This is a genomic window from Amycolatopsis sp. CA-161197 (genome assembly GCF_050942255.1).
Taxonomy (GTDB): Bacteria; Actinomycetota; Actinomycetes; order Mycobacteriales; family Pseudonocardiaceae; genus Amycolatopsis.
The window spans coordinates 5,160,614-5,184,196 of the sequence record NZ_CP192059.1; the positions used below are offsets into that span (position 1 = coordinate 5,160,614).

16 protein-coding genes are annotated in these 23,583 nt (G+C 71.9%); 7 read left to right on the forward strand and 9 right to left on the reverse strand.

Annotation, left to right across the window (positions count from 1 at the left end; genetic code table 11):
• Positions 1-69 precede the first annotated feature (69 nt).
• Complete coding sequence (locus ACQPXB_RS24485; protein WP_366582030.1) at positions 70-756, forward strand: NUDIX hydrolase; 687 nt, start codon at positions 70-72, stop codon at positions 754-756.
• Positions 757-759: 3 nt separating this feature from the next.
• Here ACQPXB_RS24485 and ACQPXB_RS24490 read toward each other — a convergent pair whose 3' ends face one another.
• The 7 genes from ACQPXB_RS24490 to ACQPXB_RS24520 all read right to left on the reverse strand — a co-directional run bounded on the left by ACQPXB_RS24490 (position 760) and on the right by ACQPXB_RS24520 (position 11,997).
• Positions 760-3,441: a glycoside hydrolase family 38 C-terminal domain-containing protein gene (locus tag ACQPXB_RS24490; protein ID WP_432856369.1), complete on the reverse strand. Its 2,682-nt coding sequence runs from the start codon at positions 3,439-3,441 to the stop codon at positions 760-762.
• Entirely contained in the window at positions 3,438-6,302 is a 2,865-nt protein-coding gene (locus tag ACQPXB_RS24495; RefSeq protein ID WP_432856372.1) for a glycoside hydrolase family 2 TIM barrel-domain containing protein, read from the reverse strand. The genes ACQPXB_RS24490 and ACQPXB_RS24495 overlap by 4 nt, the downstream gene beginning before the upstream one ends.
• 9 nt (positions 6,303-6,311) lie before the next feature.
• A complete protein-coding gene (locus ACQPXB_RS24500) occupies positions 6,312-7,136 on the reverse strand; it encodes a carbohydrate ABC transporter permease (RefSeq protein ID WP_366582033.1) in 825 nt (274 codons plus the stop codon).
• Positions 7,133-8,104 (reverse strand): carbohydrate ABC transporter permease, encoded by a 972-nt coding sequence (locus tag ACQPXB_RS24505; protein WP_432856375.1) that lies wholly within the window; start codon positions 8,102-8,104, stop codon positions 7,133-7,135. The genes ACQPXB_RS24500 and ACQPXB_RS24505 overlap by 4 nt, the downstream gene beginning before the upstream one ends.
• Entirely contained in the window at positions 8,101-9,390 is a 1,290-nt protein-coding gene (locus ACQPXB_RS24510) for an ABC transporter substrate-binding protein (RefSeq protein WP_432856378.1), read from the reverse strand. The genes ACQPXB_RS24505 and ACQPXB_RS24510 overlap by 4 nt, the downstream gene beginning before the upstream one ends.
• A gap of 97 nt (positions 9,391-9,487) precedes the next feature.
• Entirely contained in the window at positions 9,488-10,459 is a 972-nt protein-coding gene (locus ACQPXB_RS24515; RefSeq protein ID WP_366582036.1) for a LacI family DNA-binding transcriptional regulator, read from the reverse strand.
• 140 nt (positions 10,460-10,599) lie between these two features.
• A complete protein-coding gene (locus ACQPXB_RS24520; RefSeq protein WP_366582037.1) occupies positions 10,600-11,997 on the reverse strand; it encodes an amino acid permease in 1,398 nt (465 codons plus the stop codon).
• A 287-nt stretch (positions 11,998-12,284) separates the two neighbouring features.
• On the opposite strand from ACQPXB_RS24520, the gene ACQPXB_RS24525 reads away from it, so the two are divergent.
• On the forward strand, positions 12,285-13,223 hold the full coding sequence (locus ACQPXB_RS24525) for a catalase family peroxidase (RefSeq protein ID WP_366582038.1): 939 nt from the start codon (positions 12,285-12,287) through the stop codon (positions 13,221-13,223).
• A gap of 12 nt (positions 13,224-13,235) precedes the next feature.
• On the opposite strand, the gene ACQPXB_RS24530 is transcribed toward ACQPXB_RS24525, so the two are convergent.
• Complete coding sequence (locus ACQPXB_RS24530; protein ID WP_432856383.1) at positions 13,236-14,348, reverse strand: threonine synthase; 1,113 nt, start codon at positions 14,346-14,348, stop codon at positions 13,236-13,238.
• A gap of 149 nt (positions 14,349-14,497) precedes the next feature.
• Between ACQPXB_RS24530 and ACQPXB_RS24535 the strand changes: the two genes are divergently transcribed.
• The 5 genes from ACQPXB_RS24535 to ligD all read left to right on the forward strand — a co-directional run bounded on the left by ACQPXB_RS24535 (position 14,498) and on the right by ligD (position 22,269).
• Positions 14,498-16,546 carry a DHA2 family efflux MFS transporter permease subunit gene (locus ACQPXB_RS24535; RefSeq protein WP_432856386.1) on the forward strand — a complete coding sequence of 683 codons (2,049 nt, stop codon included), beginning with the start codon at positions 14,498-14,500 and terminating at the stop codon, positions 16,544-16,546.
• A 157-nt stretch (positions 16,547-16,703) separates the two neighbouring features.
• Positions 16,704-18,191, forward strand: coding sequence for a hypothetical protein (locus ACQPXB_RS24540; protein WP_432856389.1), 1,488 nt, complete (start codon positions 16,704-16,706; stop codon positions 18,189-18,191).
• 34 nt (positions 18,192-18,225) lie between these two features.
• Positions 18,226-19,761, forward strand: coding sequence for a hypothetical protein (locus tag ACQPXB_RS24545; protein WP_432856391.1), 1,536 nt, complete (start codon positions 18,226-18,228; stop codon positions 19,759-19,761).
• A 1-nt stretch (position 19,762) separates the two neighbouring features.
• Positions 19,763-21,292 (forward strand): hypothetical protein, encoded by a 1,530-nt coding sequence (locus tag ACQPXB_RS24550; protein ID WP_432856394.1) that lies wholly within the window; start codon positions 19,763-19,765, stop codon positions 21,290-21,292.
• A gap of 35 nt (positions 21,293-21,327) precedes the next feature.
• Positions 21,328-22,269, forward strand: a complete 942-nt coding sequence (gene ligD, locus ACQPXB_RS24555; protein ID WP_432856397.1) for a non-homologous end-joining DNA ligase — start codon at positions 21,328-21,330, stop codon at positions 22,267-22,269.
• Positions 22,270-22,272: 3 nt separating this feature from the next.
• On the opposite strand, the gene ACQPXB_RS24560 is transcribed toward ligD, so the two are convergent.
• Positions 22,273-23,571: a serine hydrolase domain-containing protein gene (locus ACQPXB_RS24560; protein WP_432856400.1), complete on the reverse strand. Its 1,299-nt coding sequence runs from the start codon at positions 23,569-23,571 to the stop codon at positions 22,273-22,275.
• Positions 23,572-23,583 lie beyond the last annotated feature (12 nt).

The following is a 23,583-nucleotide window of genomic DNA, read 5'->3' on the forward strand; positions in this document are numbered from 1 at the left end:
CGTCGCCGTGACGATATTGGTTCGCCGGTCTTTTCGTCAAGCTGACGATTAAGGTGTAGTGTGCGGCACATGGAGGAGTTCCCGCCCAGCGCGGTCACCGTGGACCTCGTCGTGCTCACGATCACCGGGGAGCAGCTGTGCGTGCTGCTGGTGCGGCGGGGGATCGAGCCCTTCCGCGACGCCTGGGCGCTGCCCGGCGGCTTCGTCCTCGCCGACGAGGACCTCGACACGGCCGCGCGACGCGAGCTGGCGGAGGAGACAGGCTTGGCGCCGGGCACCGTCCACATCGAACAGCTCGCGGGCTACGGCGACCCGGGCCGCGACCCGCGGCTGCGCGTGGTGACCATCGCCTACCTGGCGCTCGCGCCCGACCTGCCGGTGCCGCAGGCGGGGACCGACGCGGCCGAAGCGCGCTGGACGCCCGTCGCGACCCTGGACCCGGGGACACTCGCCTTCGACCACGCGAAGATCTTCACCGACGGCCTCGAACGCGCTCGCGCGAAACTCGAGTACACCCCGCTCGCCGCGGCCTTCTGCCCACCGGAGTTCACGGTGGCGGAGTTGCGCCGAGTGTACGAGCTGGTGTGGGACACGCACCTGGACCCGCGCAACTTCCACCGCAAGGTCACGGGCGCCGAGGGCCTCCTGGAGCCCGTCGGCACCACGACGACCCGCGACGGCGGCCGGCCCGCCCGGCTGTACCGGAGGGGGCCGGCCGAGCTGTTGTCACCGCCGATGCTGCGGACGCGGGGGTGAGGTTCAGGAGAGGCGGACGGTGGCGATTTCCCAGGGGCGCAAGGAAAGCCGCAGCTCGCCCTCGGTGACGGGGACCGAATCGCCGGGGCGGCCGAGCAGGTCCACGCGCCGCGCGGACGCGAAAGGCCCGCGCACGACGGCCGTGGCCGCCTCAGGAGATTGCGCGACCAGCCGCACCTCCAGCGCGTCTTCGCGGCGACGCACGCTGGTGAGCACCGCGCCGTCGACGGACAGGCCGGAGTGCGAGGCCGGCGGTGCGTCGAGCGGGCCGGTGCCGAGGGTCGCGTGCAGGGGGTGGCGGTAGCGCTCGGCCGCCGAGAGCAGTGCGCCGGCGCGCCAGTCGCCCGCGTGGGGCAGGACGGCGAGCTGCACGGTGGTGATGCCGATCTGCTGCGCCAGCGGGGTCGGGATCTGGGGGCCGGCCGGTTCTTCGCGATACGGGTGGACGTTGCGGCTGAGCCGGCCGCTCGTGCGCAGCACGGTGAGGGCGAGCGCGTCGTCGAGCAGTTCGTACTCGCAGGCCTGCGTCAGCAGCAGCCCGGCGCCGCCGGCGTCGGCGAAACCGTGGGCGGGGAACGTCGGGATGGGGTACTCGCCGAAGCCACCCTCGGCGGTGCGGCCGCGTTCGACGACGGCGAACTGGCCCTCGGCGTGCGAGGTCTGCGCGGCGCGGGCGAGGGGGACGTGGAACCGCACGCGGTGGTCTCGCGAGGCGTTGTCGATCGTGAGGTCGAGGCGGACGAACGGTTCCCCCGTGCGGAGCTCGACGGCCATGGTCACCGTGCCGCGGGAAGCCGACGCAACGCGGCGATCGCCGTCCCAGTCCATCGCCGCCGGCCACGAGTAGGTCCGCTCGACGGTGACCGTCGAGCGCAGCGGACCCTCGACCCCGGGCGTCACCCGCACCGCGTCCGGCTCGGTGACCAGGGTGTCCGTGCCCGGCGGAGCGTAGTTGTAGGAGTCGCCGCGATCGCCGCCGTCGACGATGCGGCCGACCCCGTCGAGGACGGTGCCGTCGGCCGACGCGATCCGGAGGGTGCCGTCGTCGAGCACCGAGACCGTCACCAGCCCGTTGCTCAGCGACGGGCCGGCCACGACGGGCACGGCGACCTCAACCGAGCCGGGCACCACGCGCGCGGTCGTCCACCCGAGGGCCGGGACGTCGACCAGCGCGGTGACCGTCCGCCGCTCGGCCTGGCGGATGCGGATCGTCCACACACCCGCCGCGCCGGTCACCGCCGCCCGCACGGCTTCGACGTCGAACGGGTCCGCGCCGCCGTGCCGAGCGACGGAGAACTCCAGCAGCCGTGCCGAAGAGTCGCACCGCCAGCCCGTGATCTCACTGCCGAACAGCTCACGCCCGTGGATGCGCGGCAGGAAGAGCGGCAGGTCGGGGCCCGCAGCCGCTTCCTCGTGCAGCAACTGGCCGCTGCGCGCCTCCACCTGGGCGGGCAGGCGCGTGCCGTCGGGCAGCTCCAGTGAAACCTCGTCCCACGGTGCTTCGACGTCGAGCGTCACCAGGTCGCGGCGAGCCGCGGGCGTCGGGTTGAGCACCAGCAGCGAATCCCGCGCCACGGACCGCGCGAGCCGGCCGGTGACGCGGTCGCGCACCGCCTGCCCGAGGTGCTCCGCCTCGCTGATGCGCGCGAAGACCTGCGTCGCCGTCTCGTCGACGCCGCAGCCGGTCACGGAGTCGTGCCCCGACGCGTCGACCAGCCGCCACCACGCCAGGTCCAGGAACCGCTGCGGCCACTCGGCCGAGAACAGCGCGGCGAACGGCTCGGCGTAGCGCTCCACGACGCGCTCGGCCCGGGCCATCGCCTGCTTGAGCTGCGGGCGCGCCGAAAGGACACCCGGCAGGATGTTGGCCGCCGCGTGGCTGCGCAGCTCACCGAGCACCACGGGCAGCGAAGGGTCCGCGGCGTCGCGCTCCCCGATGTACTCGGCCAGGGTGGCGATCCGCACGTCGACCGACGCCGGGTCGAGGCCCGCGACGAGCTTCACGAGCGAGCCGACGGGCGCGGAGTGGTCGGTGCCGTACATCGCGAGCACCGGGTCGGCGCCGAACTCCGGCCGCAGCCGTCGACCGAGCTCGGCCATGCGGGAGGCGAAGAAGCCGGGGTCGGAGAACACGTAGGCCGCGTTGCCGTAGCCGTGGGCCAGATACTCCACGCGCACCGAGCTGCCGTCCGGCGCCGCCCAGCGGAACGCGTGACCGTCCACTCCGGACGGCACCCCACGCCACAGGCACGCGTGCTCCAACCCGGCGCCGGCGAGGATCTGCGGCATCTGCGCGCAGTGGCCGAACTCGTCGGGCAGGTAGCCCACGCGCATCGCGCCGCCGAGCTCGGTGGCCCGCGCCCAGCCGAGCTCCAGGTTGCGCACGATGTTCTCGCCCGAGACCAGGAACTCGTCGAGCAGGATCTGCCACGGCCCCACCGCGAGCTGCCCGGCCGCGACCAGCGCGGCCACCCGGTCGCGGTTCTCGCCCCGCACCTGAAGGTAGTCGTCGACGGCGGCCATCTGCCCGTCGAGCGTGAACCGGAACCGCGGGTCGGCCTCGGCGCGGTCGAGCACCTCGTCGAGCAGGTCGACCAGGCGCAGGCGGAACCGCTGGAACGGCTCGTACCACTCACGGTCCCAATGCGTGTGCGGGACGAGGCGGACCTCGGGCGCGCCGGTCATCGGGCGGCTCCTTCGGGCGTGATCGGGGAGAACGTGAGGGTGAGGCTCGCCTTCTGGGCGTGGAGGCGGTAACGCGGCAGCACGCCGGGCCCGCAGGAGGCGGTGCCGAGCCCGTGCTGGGCCAGGTCGAGATTGAGGTGCACGAGCTCACCTGGCATCAGATCGACGGTGTGGCGAGCGGCGTCGAGATCCTCGGAAGTCCAGCGCCGCGCGGTGAAGTCGAACACCGGCTCGCCCTCGATCCGGATCCCGGCGCCGCCCGCCGACGTGAGCCGCAGCCAGCGCGCGTCGGCGCGGTTGCCGTTCTCCTGCGGGTACACGTACGGCGTCTGCAGAGCGTCCACAGTGGAGGAGAACCGGCCGAGCCGCGCCGCCTGGCGGCTGTCGGCGTAGGCCTCACCCGGGCCGGCGCCGAACCACTCGACGCCGCCGAACGCGCCGGGCACCGCCATCCGCAGGCCGAGGCGGGCGAGTGTGCAGGGCCACTCGCCGTCGGGCTCCACCTCGACGCGCAGGCGCAGCCGGTCGTCGTCGGCGCTCCAGTGGTACTCGGCGAGCATCCCGAACGCGAGCCCGGGCGGCGCGACGCGCGTCCGCACCACCAGCGCCGACGCTCGTCCGTCCACTTCGGCCACCCGGTGCTGCAGCCGGTGCAGGCCCGCGGCTCGCCACCGCGTCGCCTCCGGGTCGCCGGAACCCCGGTCGTTGTCGGTCGGCGCGCGCCACAGGTCCAGCCGCGGCCCCTCGACGCGGTGGCCCCCGAGCGCGACCAGCCGGCCGGTCGCGGCGTCGAACGCGCCGGGCCCGAGGCGCAGCAGCCCGCGTTCGCGCAGCAGCGGTGCACGCACCGCAGCGGGCCCGGGGTCGGCCGCGGGCGTGACCGGCAGCTGTCCCCACGCCACGACGTGGCCCGCGGACGCCCACGCGGTGTCGGCCGCCAGCTCCGCCCGAACGGTGAGCACGCCTTCCCCCGAGACCTCGGGCAGCCGGGGGAGCGGCACGTCGAGGCTTTGTCCGGAAGGGACCTCGGGCACGGCCAGCTCACCGGCCGCCACCTCGACGCCGTCGTCCTCGAAGCTCCAGCGGAACACCAGGTGCGCCGACCCGGCCACGTCGTAGTGGTTCGAGATCCGCACGCCCCCCGCGCTCGCGCCGATCCGCACGGGCTCGAAGACCTTCGCGAACTCGGCCAGCGCCGGCGAGGGCGTGCGGTCGGGGTGCACGAGGCCGTCGATCACGAAGTTGCCGTCGTGGATCTGCTCGCCGAAGTCGCCGCCGTAGGCGAAGTACTCGTGACCGGCGGCGTCGCGCCGGGCGAGCCCGTGGTCGAGCCACTCCCACACGAACCCGCCCTGCACGTGCGGATACCGCTCGAACAGCTCGCGGTACTCCAGCAGCCCGCCCGGCCCGTTGCCCATCGCGTGCGCGAACTCGCACAGCAGGAACGGCAGCGACCGGCGGCGTTCGTTCGGGTCGTCACGGCGGCCGATCCGGTCGACCTCGGCGTGGTCGGCGTACATGCGGCTGTGCACGTCCACGTACTCGCACTCGAAGTCGCCTTCGTAGTGCACCGGACGCGACGGGTCGCGCTCGCGCGTCCACGCGGCCGTCGCGGCGAGGTTCCGGCCGGTGTGGGCCTCGTTGCCCAGCGACCACAGCACGATCGACGGGTGGTTCTTGTCGCGCTCGACGGTGCGGCGCATGCGGTCGAGGTATGCCTCGCCCCACTGCGGGTCGTCACTCGGGTTGCCCGCCCAGCCCAGGTCACCGAAGCCGTGGGTCTCGAGGTCGCACTCGTCGATCACCCACAGGCCGTGGGTGTCGCACAGCTCGAGGAAGTACGGGTCGGGCGGGTAGTGGCTGGTGCGCACCGCGTTCACGTTGTGGCGCTTCATGAGCAGCACGTCGGCCAGCGCGAACTCGCGCGGCAGCGCGCGGCCGAACCGGGGGTGGTGCTCGTGCCGGTTGACGCCGCGGAACAGCACCCGCCGGCCGTTCACCTTGAGCAGGCCGTCCTCGACCACCACGGTCCGGAACCCGATCCGCGCCGGCACGCGTTCGGCCGCGGTGTGCACCTCACCGTGGTAGAGCCGGGGCGATTCGGCGCTCCACGGCTCGACGGGGAGCTCCACCGCCGAGCCGGCCGGCAGGTTCTCGACACCCAGCTCGGGCACGCTCAGCAGCACGCCGTCCGCCGCGGCGACCGAGAGCGTGCCGAGCCCGCTGACGTGGTCGTAACCGGCGTGGAGCCGGTAGTCCTCGACCCCGCCCACCGGGCGCGAGAGCAGCGTGACCCCGCGGAAGATGCCCGAGAGCCACCACATGTCCTGGTCCTCGAGGTAGCTGCCCGAGGACCACTGGTGCACCCGCACGGCCAGCACGTTTCCACGGGGACGCAGCAGGTGGCCGGCCGCGAACTCCGACGGCAGCCGGCTGCCGCGCGTGACGCCGAGCTCCTCGCCGTTGAGCCACACCTTCGCGCACGAGTCGACGCCGTCGAACCGCAGCAGCGCCGGCTCGTCCGGCCAGCCGGGCGGCAGGTCGAACGTGAGCCGGTGATCACCCGTCGGGTTGTCCGACGGCACCAGCGGCGGCTGCACCGGGAACGGGTAGTGCACGTTGGTGTAAGCCGGTTTCCCGTGGCCTTGCAGCTGCCAGTGGCCCGGCACCGTGATCGTGTCCCAGCCACTGTCGTCGAAGTCGTCGCGCGCGATCCCCTCGGGCGCGGCCGCCGCGGAGGGCGACAGGTGGAACCGCCACGTCCCGGCCAGGCTCACCGACCGCGCGTCGGAGGAGAACGCGGCGCGGGGCGGCAGTGAGCCGTGGCCGGGGGCGGGGTCTTCGACGTACGACGACGACATGGGTTCCTTTCAGCCCTTGAGGGCGCCGGCCGCGATGTTGCGGATGAAGTGCCGGGCACCGAAGAGGAAGACGATGACCAGCGGCACGATCGCCACGAGCGTCCCGGCCATCACGACGCTGTAGTCCTTCACGTACACGCCCTGCAGCTGCGAAAGCGCCACCTGCAGCGTCACGTGGTTGGAGTCGATCAGCACGACCAGCGGCCACAGGTAGTCGTTCCAGGCGTTGACGAAGGTGAAGATGCCGAGGAACGCGAGCGCCGGGCGCAGCACCGGCAGCCCGACCGACAGGTACGTGCGGAAGAACCCCGCGCCGTCCATCCGGGCCGCTTCCAGCAGCTCGTCCGGGATGGCGCCGCGGGCGTACTGGCGCATCCAGAAGATGCCGAACGCGTTGGCGGCGGCCGGGATGATCAGCGCCTTGAGGTCGCCGACCCAGCCGAAGTCCGCCATCAGCGTGAACTGCGGGATCGCCGAGAGCTGGGTGGGCACCACGAACGTCGCGAGCAGGATGCCGAACAGCACGTTGCTGCCCGGGAAGTCGTACTTGGCGAAGGTGAACGCCGCCAGTGAGTCGAAGAACAGCACCAGCAAGGTGGTGACCACGGCGACGATCAGCGTGTTGAGCAGCGAGCCGAAGAAGTCGATCTTCGCGAACACCTCGCCGATGTTGGCGAACAGGTGCCCGCCGAACGTCAGCCGCGGTGGCGTCGCGTAGATGTCGGCCGTGGTGTTGGAGGCCATCACGGCGAGCCAGTAGTAGGGGAAGAGGGTGATCAGGGCGCCGGCGATCAGCGCCACCAGCGTCAGCACCCGTGCGCGCCTGGTCGTCATCGGCCGGCTCCCTTGGTCTGGACCTGGCCGCGCTCGGGCTGCATCACGAGCCGCCAGTTGAGGATCGAGAACAGGACGACGACCACGAAGATGCCCCACGCGATCGCGGCGCCGTAACCGAAGTCGTTGTCCGCGAAGGCCGTGTTGTAGAAGTAGAGGACCATCGTCATGCCGGCGCCGCCGGGGCCGCCGCGATTGCCGAGCAGCACCTGCGACTCGGTGAAGATCTGCAGGCCGTTGATCGCCGACATCACCACCGAGAACAGCAGCACCGGCCGCAGCAACGGCAGCGTGATGCGGAAGAACGTCTGCACCGGGCCGGCGCCGTCGATGCGGGCCGCCTCGAACACGTCCGGCGGCAACGCCTGCAGGCCGGCCAGGAAGATGATCGCGTTGTAGCCGGTCCAGCGCCAGATGATCATGATCGAGATCGCGCCGCGGATGGCCCACGGGTCGCTCAGCCAGTCGACGGTGCCGATGCCGAACAGGCCCAGGAACCAGTTCAGGATCCCGAACTCGTCGGAGAAGATCGAGCCGAACACCAGCGACATGGCCACGATCGAGGTCACGTTCGGCAGGAAGTACGCGACCCGCAGCAGACCCTTGTACCGCACCGACGAGTTGAGCCCGACCGCGATGAGCAATGCGAGCGCCGTCATCGGGACCGTCGACATCACCCAGATGATCAGGGTGTTGCCGATCGAGCCCCAGAACGTGGTGTCCGACAGCAGGAACGCGAAGTTCTCCAGCCCGACGAACTTCATCGGGCCGACGCCGTCCCAGCGTTGCAGCGCGAGGTAGAGCGAGTACAGCACCGGGTAGACGCCGAAGATCGCGAACAGCACGAAGAACGGCGCGACGGCCAGGTACTGCGGCAGGTAACGCCACCGCTTGCGGCGGCCGTGGGCGGCGTGGCGGACCGGGGCGCGGCGGGCGCCGGCCGTCTCGGCGGGCAGGATCGCGGTCACGAGAGCACCCCCTGGCGGCGCAGCAGGCGTTCCACCGAGGCGCGGGCGTCCTGCCACGCGGTCTCGGGGTCCTTGCCCGCACTCTCCACATTGGTCAGTTCGTCGGTGAACGTGTCGCTGATCGTGATGTCCCACGGGCTGAAGTACACGGGTTTGACCTCCCGCGCGATCTTCGAGAACACGTCCATCGTCACCTGCCCGCCGAAGAACGGCTCCGGCGCGAGCAGCCGCGGGTCCGTGTAGGCCGACGGGCTGGGCGGGAAGAGCCCGAGGTCGAGGAAGGTCTGCGGCTGGTTCTGCGGCGACTGAAGCCACTTCACGATCTCGAACGCGGCGTGCGGATCGGGGCAGTACTTCGTGATCGCCAGGAACGAACCGCCCTGGTTGCCCGCGCCGCCGGGCGGGCGGCACACACGCCACTTGCCCGAGGTGCCCGGCGCCGACTCCTTGAGCTCACCGGTGATCCAGGAGGCGTTGACGAAGCTGAGCTCCTTGCCGCTGTTCCAGGCCGCGTGCCGGTCGATCGACTGGCCGTTGACGCTCTGCGAACCCGCGTACCCGGCGGTCAGCCCCATCCGGAACGCCTGCACGGCCCGGTCCCACGCGCGGCGCACCTGCGACTGGTCGTCGAGGTAGTGGTTGGCGCGGTCGAAGTACTTGCGCGGCTCCTGCGCGAGCGAGTAGGTGAACACCGTCTTCGTGTCGGTGATCATGTACCGCCCGGGCAGCTTCTTCTGCACCTGCGCGCTGAAGGTGAAGTAGTCGTCCCACGTGGACACGACCGCGGCGACCTCATCGGGCTCGCTGGGCAAGCCGGCCTGGGCGAACAGGTCGTGGCGGTAGTACAGCGCGGCCGGGCCGACATCGACGGGGAACCCGAGCTGGAACCCGGCGGGGCTGGTGCCCGCCTGCCACTTCCAGGGCAGGTACTGGTCGCGGACGCCGCCCGCGCCGAGGGTGTTCAGGTCGACGAAGTGGTCGGTGTCGGCGAAGTAGGTGGCGATGTCGTCGCCGAGCATCGTGATGTCGGGCAGGTAGGCCTCGCCGGCCAGGGCGGCGAGCAGCCGCTGTTTGAGCTCGCCGCTGACCTGCGAAGGGGTCAGCTTGTCGGCGGCGAACCGCTTCACGGCCTCGCCGAGCACGGCGTCGGACAGGCCGTTCGAGGTGTACCAGAGCGTGATCCGCCCTGGGTTCGCGGTCGTGGGACTGGCGCAGGCAACCGTCCCGAACGCCGCGGCGCCGAGTGCCGCCGCGCCGGTCAGGAACCGTCGTCGAGTCAACGTCATCGGGGACCCTCCGGAGAGCTCCGTGAACGCTCCCGTGAACGTTCACGAATTGCCCGGAAGTGTGCGCGAGGCGCCGTGGGGTGTCAAGCGGAGCGGTTCAGGCGGATTCGCGGACCAGCAGCTCGGCCCGGATCACGAGCTCGTCGGCCGACAGGGGGGTGGCGCCGGTGAGCAGGCGCGCGGCCTGGTCGATCGCGAGGGCGCCCAGCCGGCGCGTGTCGAGGGCGACGCTGGTCAGCGCCGGGTCCACGACGGTGCCGAGCTGCAGCCCGTCGAACCCGACCACGGCGAGGTCGTCCGGGACCCGGCGCCCGAGACGGCGGGCCGCGCGCAGAGCACCCATGGCGATGATGTCGTTGAAGGTGAACACGGCGGTCACGTCGGGATGCTCGGACAGCAGCGCCTCCAGGGCCGCGGCCCCGCCGTCGACCGACTGGGCGGCTCGTTCGACGACCTCGGCTTCGAGACCGTGCTCGGCGACCGCGGCGGCGAACCAGTCGCGCCGGACGCTCGGCTCGGCGCGGCCCGCGTGGTCGAGCATGCCGATGCGCCGGTGCCCGGCGCGCACGAGGTGGGTGATGGCGGCCCGCACGCCGTCCGCGCCTTCGACCCGGATCGAGCTGAACCGGGGCGTGTGGTGCTCGCGCCCGATGAGGACCACGGGGATGCCGCGCGTGAAGCGGTCGAGCTCGTCCTCGGGCCGGCTGAAGTAGCCCACGACGGCGTCGACCTGCGAGCCGATCACCTGCAGCGTGCCGAGCTCTTCCTCGGCGCTGTCGGAGGTGTCGTACACGACCACGTGCCAGCCGCGGGCGCGCGCGGCCTCGAGCGCGGCGGCGGCGACCTCGGTGAAGAACGGGTTGAGCAGGTCGGGGATCACGAGCCCGATGGTGGTGGTGTCCTGGCGCACGAGGCCGCGGGCGAACCGGCTCGGCCGGTAGCCGAGCTCGCGGGCCGCGTCGAGCACCCGCTGTTTCGTGGTGCCGTCGATCTCGGCCTTGTCGTTGAGCGCCCGCGACACGGTCTGGCGCGACACCCCGGCGCTGCGGGCGACGTCGTGGATCGTCACCTTCCGGGACGTTTCCGACGACACCATCACGGACCTCCCGCCGCGCGGCGCGTCCGCGCCGCCGGATCCGAGTATGCCCGCACCGCACACGCCCGGCCGGGAACGGTGCCCGGCCGGGCGTGTGCGGTCCGGTGCCGGGCTCAGGCGTTGTCGCCGACACGCGCGCCGCGCCGGCGCGACACGATCCGCCAGCCGACCGCCAGGACGATCGCGAGCACCGGGATGGAGTAGAACGCGATCTTCTCGGCGCCGTCGGAGAAGCCCATGAGCACCACCACCAGCAGGAGGAACCCGAGCGTGGCCCAGCCGGTGTAGGGCGCGCCCGGCATGCGGTAGCTCGGCCGCTCGACCTCGCCGCGCAGCGCGGCCTGGCGCATCCGCATCTGCGAGTAGATGAGCGTGGCCCACGTGGCCACCACGCCGAGCGAGGCCACCGCGATGGCGATGTCGAACGCCTCCTGCGGCACGATGTAGTTCAGCACCACGCCGAGCACGTAGACGATCGACGTGAAGAGGATGCCGCCGTAGGGCACGTGCCGGCTGTTCATGCGGCCCACGAACTTCGGCGCCTCGCCGTGGTCGGCCAGCGCCCGCAGGATGCGGCCGGTCGAATAGAGACCCGAGTTGCACGACGAGAGCGCGGCGGTGAGCACCACGGCGTTCATCACGTCGCCGATGCCGCCGATGCCCAGGCGCGAGAAGACGGTGACGAACGGGCTTTCCGCGCCGCTGTAGAACGACCACGGCATCAGCATCGCCAGCAGCAGCACCGAACCGACGTAGAACACACCGATCCGCCAGACGACGCCGTTGATGGCCTTGGGCAGCACCTTGCGCGCGTCCTTGGTCTCGCCGGCCGCGATGCCGACGACCTCGATCGCGGAGTAGGCGAAGATCACGGCCTGCAGGGTCATGAGCGCGATGCCGATGCCCGCGGGGAAGAAGCCGCCGTGGTCGGTGAGGTTGTGCACGCCGGCCGGCGTACCGCCGATGTTGGCGCCCGCGAACACGAGCCCGATCGCCGTGATCAGGAAGACCACGATCGCGAGCACCTTCACCACGGAGAACCAGAACTCCAGCTCCCCGAACAGCTTCACGCTCACCAGGTTCACGCCGAGCAGCACACCGAGCGCCACGAGCGCGGTGATCCACTGCGGCACGTCGGGCAGCCACTTGTGCACGTAGATCGCGACGGCGGTGATCTCGGCGATGCCGGTCATCGCCCAGTTCACCCAGTACATCCAGCCGGAGACGAACCCGGCCCACGGCCCGATGAACTTGCGGGCGTAGGTGACGAAACTGCCGGAACTCGGTTCGTGCAGCACGAGTTCGCCGAGAGCCCGCATGACGAAATACGCGGCGATGCCGCAGATGGCGTAGGAGAGCACCAGCGACGGGCCGACCTGCTGGAGCTTGCCGCCGGCCCCGAGGAAGAGGCCGACACCGATCGCGCCGCCGATCGCGATCATCTGCACCTGGCGGTTGCCCAGTGCTTTCGTGTAGCTGTCGCCGTCTTTGGCGGCCACTGTGGAATCCATGGTTGCGTGACGCTAGCGGTCGGGGTGCGCGTGACCAAGCACACCAAGGAAGACTTAAGGTGTGCGACACCTCACTCGGGGGAAATCCGCAGAAAACGCTCCCTCGATTTGACAACCGCGCCATTCCTCCGGCGACTTGATCAAGGCTTGATTCACGAGGTCCGGCGATTCCGCTGACCGGGATTTCGGAATATCTCTCGGGTTCGCGGGGAAACTTCAGGAACACTTCGGTGGCCGGGAGGGTAGTGCGGCGGGCGCGCCCGCGCGACGGCCGTTACCTTCGCGACATGACCACCGAACTGCCCGCCTCCCAGCTCTCCGTGTCCATCGTGGACGAGATCGAGCAGCTGAAGGGGACCTACCCGGGTTACCGCCGGGCTCACGCCCGGGGCGTCTGCTACGACGCCACTTTCGTCCCGTCCGGCGTCGCCGCCGACCTCACCACGGCCGCGCACCTGCAGGGCGAGCCCGTGCGCGCGACCGTGCGGTTCTCCCACACCGACACCAATCCGCACCTGCCCGACGCCGGCACGGCCGTGCGCGGGCTCGCGGTGAAGTTCCACCTCCCGGACGGGAGCAACACCGACATCGTCGGCGTGAACCTCGACCGGTTCATCGCCGCGACGCCCGAGGACTTCCTCGCGCTGCTCAAGTCGGCCGAGCCGGACCCGGCCACGGGCGCGCCCGACCTCGGCAAGGTGCAGGCCCACGTGGGCGCGCACCCGAGCGCGGGCCCGGGCCTGTTCACCGCGTCGCAGCTGCCGACGCCGGTCAGCTACGGCACCACCACCTACTGGGCCATCCACGCGTTCTTCTGGCGCGCCGCCGACGGCTCCCTGCGCCCGGTGCGCTACCGCTGGGTGCCCGAGGCCGGCGACCACGTGCTCGCCGCCGGCGAGGGCGGCGACTGGTCGGCCGAGCACCTCACCGGCGAGCTCGGCGAGCGGCTGGCGCGCGGCCCCGTCGAGTTCACGCTGAAGGTGCAGCTCGGTGAGCCGGGCGACCCGACGAACGACGCCACGCTGGTCTGGCCCGGGGAACGCACGGAGATCACGGCCGGGCGCCTGGCGATCACCGCCGAGGTGACCGACCAGAAGCACTGGAACTCCCAGGTCTTCGACCCCACGCTGCTCACCGCGGGCATCGAGCTGTCCGACGACCCGATCCTGGCCGCCCGCAGCGCGATCTACGCGGTCTCCTACGACCGGCGCAGCCACGACCGCTGAGCCGGCACGAGGTCAGAGCAGCGTGCTCATCGTGGTGGCCGCCTTCAGCCCGGAGCCGGTGAGGATGACGGCGGTGGTCTCCCCGGGCGCGAGCACGCCCCCGGCGCGGAAGACGTCGACGGCGGCCGCCGCGGTCGCGCTGGTCGGCTCGGCGTAGAGGCCGATCCGGGGGAGCTCCCGCGCGGCGCGGGCGATCTCGTCCTCGGCGATCGCCACCGTCGTCCCGCCCGAGCGGCGGATCGCGGCGAGCACCTCGGGCAGGCGGACGGGCTCGCGGATGGCGGTGCCCTCGGCGATCGTCGGCGCGAACTCCGTCGGCACGGCGTGCTCGGCCCCGGCGCGTAAGGCCGCGTCGATGGGCGCGCAGTTGGCGGGCTGCGCGACGAGCAGGCGCGGCCGTTTCGCGATCGCGCCGGACGCGAGCAGCTCGCCGAACCCGAGGTCGAGGCCGAGGACGATGCTGCCCGCGCCGGCCACGGTCACGACCGTGTCCGGCGCGGTGAAGCCGAAGTCCTCCCACAGCTCGTACGCCAGCGTTTTGGTGCCCTGCAGGAAAAACGGGTGCCAGTTGTGGCTCGCGTACGTGGTTTCGCCGGAGCGGCGCAGGGCTTCGGCGGCGGTGTCGTCGCGCGTGCCCGGCACGAGGTCCACCGTCGCGCCGTACGCGCGGCTCTGCAGGATCTTCGCGGGCGAGGTCGACTCCGGCGCGAGGATCGTGGCCGCGATGCCCGCGGCGGCCGCGTAGGCCGACACCGACGAGCCGCCGTTGCCGGAGCTGTCTTCGAGGACCTCGCGCACGCCGGCCTGGGCGAGCGCCGAGAGCATCACGCTGCTGCCGCGGTCCTTGAAGCTCCCCGTGGGGCTGAACCACTCGAGCTTGAACCGTGTGTCGTGCCCGCGCCACGGCCGCTCGACCAGCGGCGTGCAGCCCTCGCCGAGCGAGATCGGCCGCAGGTCGCCCGGCAGCGCGGCGCGGTAGCGCCACAGCGACCGCTCGGCGGTGTCCACCTGCTCGCGCGTGATGCCCGGCAGCGCCTCCACGGTGAGCGGCGCGCCGTCGTCGCCGCACCAGCGCAGCGCGTCGAGCGGGTAGCGGCGGCCGGAGCGTTCGTCCACGTAGTCCACGAGGGACACTCTGGCCACGCCCACCCGTCCGGTCAATGTGACGCGTCCCGGGTGGCCCCGTCACCGGAACGAGTGGCTATCCACAGTGGACACCTCGCCCTACGGTGGACCCGCGGGAACGACCGCCGAGCGGGTGACGAGGAGGGCGCATGACGGCCACCGCCGAGGTGACGCAGGAGGAGCCGGCCGCGCTGGGGGCCGGGTTGTCGCGGCGGAAGATCAACGCGGTGTTCGGCGCGGTGCTGCTCGGCATGCTGCTCGCGGCCCTGGACCAGACGATCGTGGGCACGGCGTTGCCCACCATCGTCGGTGACCTCGGCGGGGCGGGGCACCTGTCGTGGGTCGTCACCGCGTACCTGCTGGCCGAGACGATCATGACCGTGGTCGTCGGCAAGCTCGGCGACCTGTTCGGGCGCAAGCTGATGTTCCAGCTGTCCGTCGTGATCTTCGGCGTCGGGTCGTTCTTCTGCGGGTTCGCCGACAGCATGGTGTGGCTCATCGTGTGGCGGGCCGTGCAGGGGCTGGGCGGCGGTGGCCTCATGGTGACCTCGACGGCGCTCATCGCCGACGTCGTGCCGCTGCGCGAACGCGGCAAGTACCAGGGCGCGCTCGGCTCGGTGTTCGGCGTGGTGACCGTGGCCGGGCCGATGCTGGGCGGCTTCTTCGTGGACCACCTGTCGTGGCGCTGGGCGTTCTACGTGAACATCCCGCTGGTCGTCGTGGTGCTCGTGGTGGCCGCGTCCGCGATGCCCAACGCCCGGGCTGTCCTCAAGCCCGTGATCGACTACCTCGGCATCCTGCTCATCGGCCTCGCCGCCACCGGGCTGACGCTCGTCACGAGCTGGGGTGGCACCACGTACGCGTGGGGCTCGCCGACCATCATCGCGATGGCGATCGGCTCGGTCGTGCTGCTCGGGCTCTTCGTGCTGGTGGAGCTGCGGGCCGAGGAACCGATGCTGCCGATGCGGCTGTTCCGGAACCCGGTGTTCACCGTGGCCGGGATCATGAGCTTCGTCGTCGGCTTCGCGATGCTCGGCGCGCTGTCCTACCTGCCCACCTACATGCAGTACGTGCAGGGCGTCTCGGCGACGTCGTCCGGCGTACGACTGTTGCCGATGGTGCTGGCGCTGCTGCTCGCGTCGATCCTGTCCGGCAACCTCGTGAGCCGCACGGGCCGGTACAAGGTCTTCCCGCTCGTGGGCTCCGCGTTGATGACGGCGGGGCTCTACCTGCTCTCCCGCCTCGGCCCGGACACCGGCTTCTGGGAGTCGGCGCTGTACATGGCGGTGCTGGGCCTCGGGATCGGCCTCGGCATGCAGGTCCTCACCATCGCGGTGCAGAACACCGTGGACTACCGCGACCTCGGCGTCGCGACGTCGGGCGTCACCTTCCTGCGGTCCATCGGCAGCTCGTTCGGTGCGGCGATCTTCGGCACGGTCTACGCCAACCAGCTCGGCCCGAACCTGGCCGGCGCGCTCGCGGCGCACCCCCTGCCCCCGGGCGTGGATCCCCGCGCGACGCAGGTGCCGCAGGCGTTGCACCAGCTGCCGCCGGCGGTGTCACAGCCCGTGATCGCCGCGTACAGCGATTCACTGCATGTGGTGTTCTTGTCAGCCGCTCCGGTGGGTCTTGTCGCGCTGGCGCTGGCGTTCTTCCTCAAGGAGGTGCCGCTGCGCGACACGTCCCGGGCGGCCGCGCCCGACCTCGGCGACGGGTTCGCGATGCCCGAGGCGCGCGACCACGACCGCGAGCTGGAACGGGCGATCGCCACGCTGTTCTTCCGCGAGCGGCGCAAGGTCGCACCCGCTATCGCCGCCCGTTCGGGCTCCGAGCTCGACCACGGCGGCCTGTGGTGCCTCGTGCAGGTCCACCTGCGGGAACGCCGGGGCGAACCGGCGACGCTCACGGCGATCGGGCAGCACTACGGCGTGCCCCCGCAGGTGCTGGAACCCGCTTTCGCGCGGCTGGAACTCACCGGCTACCTCAGGTTCTCCGGCGGGAGCTGGGCGCTCACCGGGGCCGGGCGCGAGGAGTTCGGCAAGCTCGTGCACGCCTGGCGCGACTGGCTGGCCGAGCGGCTCGCCGACTGGGGCACCGGCGACCGGGCCGAGCTCGACGCCGCGATCGGCCGGGTCGCGGCCCGCGTGCTCGACCAGAGCGCCGACGCCGAGCGCACGGGCCGCCACGCACTGGTCTGAAAAACCCGGGGGTTACGGGCGGGGCGTTAACATCGCCGGAACGAACACCCCCTATTGTTCCCGGACCATGTCGGTGGATGAGTCAGTGGTCACGATCCCGGAAGACGCGGACAGCCGTGTCGAGCCCCGGTCCAGCAGTGCCGTACGGTCACGCTCCGTGCGCTTCCGTTGGCTGCCGTGGGCCGCGGCCCTGCTGGGCCTGTTGTCGTTCCTCCTCGTGCGCGGGAGCCTGACCGACGACGGGTACATCACGCTCGCCTACGCGAAGAACCTCGCGCTCCACGGCGAGTGGGCGCTGGTGCCGGGCACCACGGCGAACTCGGCGACCTCGCCGCTCGACGTGCTGCTGCTCGGGCTGCTCACGCTTGTCACACGCATCAGCGGCGCGGCCCACCCGGTGCTCGCGCTCGGCGCGCTCACCGTGGTGTCGTCGGCCGCCATCGGCTGGGCGTGGCAGCGCCTGGCGCGCTCGTTCGGGCTGGCGACGTGGGTCGGGCTGCTCGGTGTGGTGATCGTGGTCGTGAACCCGTTCCTGCTCTCGGCCACGGGCCTCGAGGTCCTGCTCGTGCCGGCGATCCTGCTGTGGCTCACGGTGTTCGCCGTCGAGGGCCGGCCGGTCCTGTTCGGGGTGTTCGCGGCGCTGACGGTGCTCACGCGCCTCGACCTGGTCGTGTTCGTCCTCATCATCACGTTCGGCACGCGGGCGATCCGGCAGCACTTCTGGCGCGCGTTCGGCACCGCCGTGCTCGTCGCCGCGCCGTGGTTCCTGTTCAGCTGGTTCGCGCTCGGCTCGTTCATCCCCGACACGCTGGTCATCAAGCAGGACCAGGAAGGCCTCTTCGGCGCCTGGGGCTATTTCAGCGGCCCGGTGATGTACTTCCTGTACCAGCCGGTGACGGTGATCTTCACGTTCGCCGCGGCGGTCGCGGGTACCGCGGTGCTGCTCGCGTGGTTCGGCCTGCGCTTCGCGCGCCGCTGGGACGACTTCCCGGCTCTCGCGCCCGTCGTCGGGCTCGGCCTGGGCGGCGTCGTCTACTACATCGTGTACTCGACGCTGGGCGTCGGGCCGTACCACTGGTACTACGTGACGCCGACGGCCACGATCGGCTCGTTCGCCGTCCTGATGACCGGCATCTGGCTGGCCGAATCGGGCCGGCGGCCGGGCCTGCGCAAGACCGCGCCGCTCACGGCGCTGGGCCTGGCCTGGGTGACCGCGCTCGGCATGGTCTCGATCGACCTCGCGCAGGGCGTGCCGTGGCCGTCGCCGGTCATCTTCGGCAACTGGGCGAGCTCGACCGACTACGCCCGCGTGGGCCGGGAGCTCGGGCAGCGGCTCAACGGCGCTTCGGTGGCGGGGCCGGGGGAGATCGGCACGCTCGCGTACTACTGCGACTGCCAGATCCTCGACGTGTTCTCCGACCGCAGCCAGGTCGCGTCGATCGTGCGCAAGCGGATCGCGGAGGACGGGGCCGTCTCGCGGCTCGGCCTGCGCATCAACTACCACTGGTTCGACCGCAACCAGCAGCCGCGCCAGGTAGACTACCGGCTTCTCTACGGCAAGGGCCCGGCCTCGGGACCCGACTCGTGGACGGTGTATTCGGCCGCCAAGGGCATCGGGCACTTCACGCTGGTGCCCGCGCGCTGAGACCCTGCCCGACCCCTCCCGACGAGGAGTCCCCGTGGCACAGACCAGCACCACCGCTCCCGGCGACGTCGAGGACGCCGGACCGGCACCGCGCCGCCACGGCGTGCTCGCGCTCGTGGTCGCCGTGCTCTCGGCCGGCGCGTTCGCGCTGTTCCGTGACCACCTGATCGACGACACCTTCATCACGCTGTCCTACGCCCGCAACCTCGCGTTCCACGGGCACTGGGGCCTGATCGAGCTGGGCACGTCGAACACGGCGACGTCACCGTTGAGCGTGCTCGTGCTCGCCGGGCTGACGCTGGTGGTGCGCGACGCCGTGCTGGCCGCGGCGATCCTGTACGTGCTGTGCCAGGTCGTCATCGCCGTCGGCCTGGCCCGCCTGGGCGACCGGGCGGGCCTGCCGCGGTGGTTCTCGCCGCTGGCCGTCGCGCTGCTCACCGTGAACCCGCTGCTGATCTCGTCGATCGGGCTCGAGGTCGAGTTCGGCGTGGCGGCGGTGGTGGCCCTGCTGGTGTTCTCGGCGGAGCGGCGGCCGGTGCTCGTCGGGGTGGCCACCGGCGTGCTCGTGCTCATCCGGGTGGACCTGGTGCTGATCGCGCTCGTGGTGGTCCTGCTGCGGGCGCGGTTCTGGGCCGGACTCGGCAAGTCGGTGCTGGCGGCGGTCGTGGTCGCGCTGCCGTGGTTCGTGTTCAGCTGGTTCGTGCTCGGTTCCGCGGTGCCGGACACGCTGATCATCAAAACGCTGCAGAAGTCGTGGGGCGCCTACGGGTTCTCGAACGGCCCGGTGCTGTACGAGGGCGTTTTCCCTTGGGCCACCTGGCTTTCGTTCCTCCCGGCGGCGCTGGGCGCGGTGGCTTTCCTCGGCTGGCTCCTCACGCTGGTGCGCCGCGGCCCCGCGGCGCGGACGCTGCTGCCGTTCGTGGCGCTCGTACCCGCGGGGGCCGTGCACTACCTGGCGTACTCGCGGCTCCACGTGCCGCCTTATCACTGGTACTACGGGCCGAGCATCGCCGTGACCACGCTGTTCTTCGCCGCGGCGGTCGCAGCCGTGGCCGGGCGCGCGCCCGCGGTGGCCCGCTGGACTGCCGGGGCGCCCGCGGTGCTGGCGGCGGTCGGGCTCGTGGTCGTCAGCGCGGTGTTCTACGCGTGGGGCGGTCTGCCGCGGCCGTTCGCGCCGATCATGTCCAACCACACCACCACCGCCCAGTACGAGCGGATCGGGCCGGAGCTCGGCCGGCTCGTCGGCACGGGCACCGTGCGCAGCGGCGGCGAGATCGGCGTGCTCGCCTACGGCTGCGGCTGCTCGATCGTGGACCTGTTCGACGACCGGGGCGCGGTCGGCCCGGCCATCGCGCAACGGGAGGCGACGATGGGCTCGCTGGGCCGCAAGCTCGTCGACCTCAACTTCCACTACTTCGACTACGGCGCGGTGGCCGTGAAGCCCGAATACGCGCTCGTGCCGACCCAGGTCGGCGCGGCCGCACCGGCGAACGCGCTGGCGCAGTGGCGGATCGCGTCGCCGTGGGCCGGCGAGCAGGTGCTCTACCTCGTGCGCGGCGACGGGACCTGACGTGGGCCGGGCCGTGGCCGCCGCGCGTCTCCCGGCCGAGCCGGGGGAGCCCGCGAGACGCGGCCGTGGCCGGGCCTTGCTGTGGCCGGCCACGGTGGCCCTGGTCTCCGCCGTGGTGTTCCTCGGCGTCAGGGGAAGCCTGATCGACGACTCGTTCATCACGCTCTCCTACGCCCGCAACCTCGCCGAACACTTCCACTGGGGACTGGTCGAGGCCGAGACGGCGAACTCGGCGACCTCGCCGCTGAACGTCCTGCTGCTCGCTCTCGGCGGCACGCTCACGCGGGTCGCGGGCGGCCAGGTGCACCCGGTGGCCGGCGCGGGACTCGTGTTCGTGGCGGCGATGACGGCCGTGGGCTGGGGGCTCGCGCGCATCACCCGGGCGCTGCGGCTGCCGTTTTTCACGGCCGTGGCGGGGACGGCGGCGATCCTGGTCAACCCGTTCGTGCTGTCGGCGACCGGGCTGGAGGTGCACCTCATCTCGGCGGCGCTGGTGCTGCTCACGGCGTACGCGGTGGAGGGCCGCGCGATCGGGTTCGGCGTGGTGGCCGGGCTCGCGGTGCTGGTGCGGCTGGATCTGGTGGTCTTCGTGGTGCTGTTCGCGCTGGGGGCCGGGGCGCTGCGGCGCCGGCTGCTGCCGGTGGCGGGCGTGACGCTCGCGGTGTGCCTGCCGTGGTTCGTCTTCAGCTGGTTCGCGCTCGGCTCGGCGATCCCGGACACCTTCCTGATCAAGACGACCCAGGGCGCGTTCGGCGAATACACCTACGGCAACGGGCCGGAGTACTACCTCGACCCGAAGCGCTGGAAGGCGACGCTGGTGGCGTTCGCCCCGGCCGTCGCCGGTCTGGTGGTCCTGCTCGGCTGGCTGGGGTGGCTGGTGGTGCGCCGGGACCAGGCCGCGCGGTTCGGGCCGGTCGGCGTGCTGGGTCTGGGCGGGCTGGCGTACTACGGCGCGTACTCGCTGCTGGGCGTGCCGCCCTACCAGTGGTACTACGTGGCGCCGATCGTCGCGCTCACCGTCGTGTTCGTGGTCGGCGCCGGATGGCTGGCCCGCGGTGGCGCGTTCCGGGTGGGCGTGGCGAGCCTGGCGTTCGCACTGGCGGTGCTGCCGGCCGCGTACCTCGACGTGCACCGCGGAGTGCCCTGGACAGCGCCGCCGATCTTCGGCAACTGGGCCACGGCGGCCGACTACGCCCGGGTCGGCCGGGAGATCGGCGCGCGGGTCGGCGGCGCGACGGTGGCGGCCCCGCCGGAGATCGGCACCCTCGCGTACTTCTGCGAGTGCACGATGGTCGACACGTTCTCCGACCAGGGCCGCGTCGTCCCGCTGGTCGCGCAGCGCATCGCGGCCGCGGGACCGGTTCCGGGCTTCCTGCTGCGGCTCGACTACCACTGGCTCGACCGCGCGCGACGGCCCCGGCCCGTGGACTACCGCCTCGACTGGAGCTGGACGCCGATCTCCGGGCCGGACACCTGGCACCTGCGGTCACCGGCGACGGGCGACGGCTGGGTGCGGCTCGTGCGGATCTGATCGCGCCCGCGCCGCGCAACGGTTACCGTCACGGCATGGCGAAAGACTCGGCGGTGGAGGTCGCGGTCGGGGACCGCATGGTGCGCATCTCCAACCCGGACCGGGTGTACTTCCCGGCCCGCGGCGAGACGAAGCTGGACCTGGTGAACTACTACCTCTCGGTGGGCGAGGGCATCGTCCGCGCCCTGCGGGAGCGCCCGTGCATGCTGCACCGGTTCCCCTCGGGCGTCGCGGGGGAGAAGGTGCACCAGAAGCGCGTGCCGAACGGAGCGCCGCCGTGGCTGGAGACCGTGCGCGTGCACTTCCCCCGCTACGGGCGCTACGCCGACGAGCTGTGCGTGACCGAGGCGGCGCACGTGGCGTGGGCGGTGCAGATGTCCACTGTGGAGTTCCACCCGTGGAACTCGCGGCGCGCGGACACGGAAAAGCCGGACGAGTGGCGCATCGACCTCGACCCGATGCCCGACTGTCCCTTCGACACGGTCCGCCGCGTCGCGCACGTCGCCCACGAGGTGCTGGACGAGCTCGGCGCCGTCGGCTGGCCGAAGACCTCGGGCGGCAGCGGGCTGCACGTCTACGTCCGCATCGAGCCTCGCTGGGGCTTCGCCGACGTGCGCCGCGCGGCGCTGGCCTTCGCGCGCGAGGTGGAGCGGCGCGCGCCCGACGAGGTGACGACCACGTGGTGGCGCAAGGACCGGAACCCGAAGAAGCTGTTCGTGGACTACAACCAGAACGCGCGTGACCACACGATCGCCAGTGCGTACTCCGTGCGCGGAGTGCCGGAGGGCACCGTGTCGACGCCGATCCGCTGGGACGAGGTCGACGACGTCGAGCCGCGCGAGTGCACCATCGCCACCGTGCCCGCGCGCTTCGCCGAGCTCGGCGACCTGCACGCGGGCATCGACGACGCCGTGTTCTCCCTGGAGCCGCTGCTGGAGTGGGCCGACCGCGACGGGCTGGAAGCCGAGGACTCCTGACGATCAGCCGATGCGGTACGCGGCGGCTCCGTTGTGGAGGAACCGGGCGCGACCGTACTCGTCGGAACCGACCAGCGACAGCACCTGGTGGACTCCGGATTCCGGCTCGACGGTGATGATCGCGCGGTCACCGAGCCGGACCACCTCGGCTCGGTTCCGGGGCGTGCCGGCGGACGAGCTTCGGGGGCGGTGGGTGAGGAAGGCGCGGCCGTTCTCGACGGCGAGGGTGATGTCGTACGCCGTGGTGCGGTAGGTCCCGCCCATGCGGTCCGGGTCGATCGGAGCCGGGTTCGCGGGCGGCACGGGCAGCGGGGTCGTCTCGACCCCGGCGAGGTCCCGGAGCACCGCGCTGAAGATCTCGTAGGCCATCGGTTCCCCACCCGAGCTGTTGGTGAGCACGGCCACCGCGACGCCCGCCGAGGGCGCCACGCGAACGAAAGCCTTCTGTCCCTTCGAGACGCCGGTGTGGCCGAGCACGCCGTCGCGGTGGAGCATCCAGCCGAGCCCCCAGCCGACGATCCCGCCGCCGAAGTCCGGGACGGAGTCGAGCTGGGGTTCGCGCAGCGGCGCGAGCGTCTCGTCGGTGAGGTGCAGGCGGACGAACTTCAGCAGGTCGCGGGCGCTCAGCGCGAGGTGCGAGCCGCTGGGCACGCAGTGGTAGCGGACCGCCCACGACGTGGTGGGCACGAGTTGCCCGTCCGCCTCGACGTGGCCGACGGCGGCGCGGTGCAGGATCGCCTCGTACGGGTCGACGGCGACGGTGCGCAGGCCGAGCGGAGCGACCAGGTGTTCGCGGAGCACGTCGTGGAAAGGCTTGCCGCGCAGGACTTCCACGAGCCGGCCGAGGAGCGCGTAGCCGCTGTTGGAGTAGGAGAACACGGTGCCCGGCGGGAAGCGGTGGTCGGCTTCGGCGAGGGTGGCGACGAACTTCTCGATGGCGTCGTCGTTGCGCCCGCTGTCGACCGGGTGGTTGCCGTCGAGGCCACCGGTGTGGGTGAGCAGGTGGCGGGCGGTCAGCGACGCGGTGGCGGCCGGGTCGCTCAGCCGGAACCCGGGCAGGTACTCGCGGACGGGATGGTCGAGGTTCAGCACGCCCTCGTTCACCAGTTGCCGGACCAAGGTGGCGGTCCAGAGCTTGGTGATCGAGCCGATCTTGAAGACCGAGTCGGTCGTGGCCTCGACGCGCGTGTGCAGGCTCAGCACGCCCGCGGCTTCGTCCTCGATCTCCCCATCGGCCAGCACGGCGACCTGCGCGCCCGGTACGTCGTACTTCCCGATGAGCTCGCCCAGATTCCACCCCATGCCGCCAACGTA

Coding starts and splice junctions, on each gene's coding strand:
- ACQPXB_RS24485 (WP_366582030.1), top strand. CDS start 70: ATGGAGGAGTTCCCGCCCAGCGCGGTCACCGTGGACCTCGTCGTGCTC.
- ACQPXB_RS24490 (WP_432856369.1), bottom strand. CDS start 3,441: ATGACCGGCGCGCCCGAGGTCCGCCTCGTCCCGCACACGCATTGGGAC.
- ACQPXB_RS24495 (WP_432856372.1), bottom strand. CDS start 6,302: ATGTCGTCGTCGTACGTCGAAGACCCCGCCCCCGGCCACGGCTCACTG.
- ACQPXB_RS24500 (WP_366582033.1), bottom strand. CDS start 7,136: ATGACGACCAGGCGCGCACGGGTGCTGACGCTGGTGGCGCTGATCGCC.
- ACQPXB_RS24510 (WP_432856378.1), bottom strand. CDS start 9,390: ATGACGTTGACTCGACGACGGTTCCTGACCGGCGCGGCGGCACTCGGC.
- ACQPXB_RS24520 (WP_366582037.1), bottom strand. CDS start 11,997: ATGGATTCCACAGTGGCCGCCAAAGACGGCGACAGCTACACGAAAGCA.
- ACQPXB_RS24525 (WP_366582038.1), top strand. CDS start 12,285: ATGACCACCGAACTGCCCGCCTCCCAGCTCTCCGTGTCCATCGTGGAC.
- ACQPXB_RS24535 (WP_432856386.1), top strand. CDS start 14,498: ATGACGGCCACCGCCGAGGTGACGCAGGAGGAGCCGGCCGCGCTGGGG.
- ligD (WP_432856397.1), top strand. CDS start 21,328: ATGGCGAAAGACTCGGCGGTGGAGGTCGCGGTCGGGGACCGCATGGTG.
- ACQPXB_RS24560 (WP_432856400.1), bottom strand. CDS start 23,571: ATGGGGTGGAATCTGGGCGAGCTCATCGGGAAGTACGACGTACCGGGC.